The organism is Vibrio sp. D173a, from assembly GCF_030248475.1.
Map to the genome: position 1 here is coordinate 1 of NZ_JAHGAH010000403.1, position 1,794 is coordinate 1,794.

1 protein-coding gene and 1 pseudogene are annotated in these 1,794 nt (G+C 45.9%); one reads left to right on the plus strand and one right to left on the minus strand.

Annotated elements, in window-relative coordinates; genetic code table 11:
* Positions 1–272, plus strand: a pseudogene (locus KIV40_RS26235) (GntP family permease); the annotation flags it as partial.
* 108 nt (positions 273–380) lie between these two features.
* Here the strand turns inward: KIV40_RS26235 and KIV40_RS26240 are convergent.
* The gene (locus KIV40_RS26240) at positions 381–800 is read right to left on the minus strand and encodes a VOC family protein (protein WP_285352115.1); all 420 of its coding nucleotides are present in this window, start codon (positions 798–800) and stop codon (positions 381–383) included.
* Positions 801–1,794 lie beyond the last annotated feature (994 nt).

The following is a 1,794-nucleotide window of genomic DNA, read 5'->3' on the forward strand; positions in this document are numbered from 1 at the left end:
GACCATCTCATCACCTTAATGACTCTTACTTCCACATCATCAACCGTACGCTAGGTATTACAGAGTTGGCAGACCAAATTAAAATCTGGTCAGTATCGTCAACCGTGGCGTGGGCGATTGGTGCATCGATCATCATGGCGCTAAACCTAGTATTCGGTAAGGGTGGCACACTCATTGACCCACTGGTACCAATCTTAGTGCTTGCGGCCGTCATCGTTTGGATGAAGTCAAAAAGCAATAAGGCAGCGAAGCCTGAATTAGCCGCTAGCTAATCACTCGCTCAAGGTAAAATGTTCAAAGCCCCTAGCTGAAAAGTCAGGGGCTTTTGGGTATCTAAGACGCTGCTCTTTCTGGATAAAAGAGAGATAAAGGTTAAGCTCTTAATTCGTCGAGTTACGCAATTTTGGGTCATCCGTCAGGTATTCTACAAACTCGATTTCAAAACCGGCAGGGTCAACAAAATAGACGTTCTTTCGGTATGGCTCATCCGCGCCGGGTTGGGCGATTGGGTAGCCCGCTTCAACCAGTCTTTTCGTCACAGCGTCAACGTTATTAGTAACATAAGCGAAATGCGCTAACCCAACTTGATGACCATCTAAATCGCGATTGTTGCCTTCGCCGTGGTCGCTCAACGCAATGTATTGGTACTCATCGCCAAAGTGCAGCCAGTTTCTGTGCTTACCGCTCCATGTACCTTCCCCTTCATCACGCACATACCAATGCGGAAAGGCCACTTGGTAAAACTTCAGCATTTCAGGGATGTCTTCTACCACTAAGTTCACGTGTTCTAGCTGGATCATGGTGTGCTCCTTTTTGTCATTTTCTAGCCAACGATGAACATGCTAAAACCTCAAGTTAAGTTTAGGTAAAGGGCTTTTTTGGAATTTTTTATTTGAGCTTCTTGAAGCTTTATAGAGGGGAGGTTATGTGGGGTTGGTGGTTTGAGGTTGAATGTTGGGTGAGGTGCTTGCAACCCTCTTTCACCGCTTGTTTGTTCGTGTTCTTGTTAATCATTTTCGATCGCGTTTGTGGTGAGTAGATTCCCAGTCTCACCTAGGTTCGCGGGAATGACGGAAAGAGAGAACTAAACGAACAGCGTCATTCTGAAGGAGCCTAAGCGAGTATTCAGAATCTATTTTCAGCGCGTTGTGATGTTGCATTGTGAATTGAATTATCCGCGATTGCAGAACCAGTCCCTCCCCTTTGAGCTCGTTGTGTTGAGAGCTTCGGAGTTTGATACAAGGGGAGGTTAGGTGGGGTTGTTGGTTTGAGGTTGAATGTTGGATTATGTGCTTGCAACCTTCTTTCGCCTTTTGTTTGTTCGTGTTCTTACTCATCATTTTCGATCGAGTTTGTGGTGAGTAGATTCCCAGTCTCACCTAGGTTCGCGGGAATGACGGAAAGAGAGAACTAAACGAACTACGTCATTCTGAAGGAGCCAAAGCGAGTATTCAGAATCTATATCCAGCGCGTTGTTATGTTCCATTGTGAATTGAGTTATCCGCGAATGCAGAACCAGTCCCTCCCCTTTGAGCTCGTTGTGTTGAGATCTTCGGAGTTTGATACAAGGGGAGGTTAGGTGAGGTTGGTGGTTTGATGCTGAATGCTAGGTTATGTGCTTTCAACCCCCCTCCAACTCCCCCTTTTTCCCCATAGATTTGCCAACAATTTTATAGGGGGGGCTAGGGGGAGAGTGTTCTTTTCTGCTTTGAGTTCAGTGCTTTCCCATCGTCATTCTGAAGGAGCCTAAGCGATTATTCAGAATCTATTTTCAGCGCGTTGTGATGTTGCATT

What these genes read in the sequence shown, in the direction of transcription:
- KIV40_RS26240 (WP_285352115.1), bottom strand. Translation starts at nt 800, where the DNA reads ATGATCCAGCTAGAACACGTGAACTTAGTGGTAGAAGACATCCCTGAA.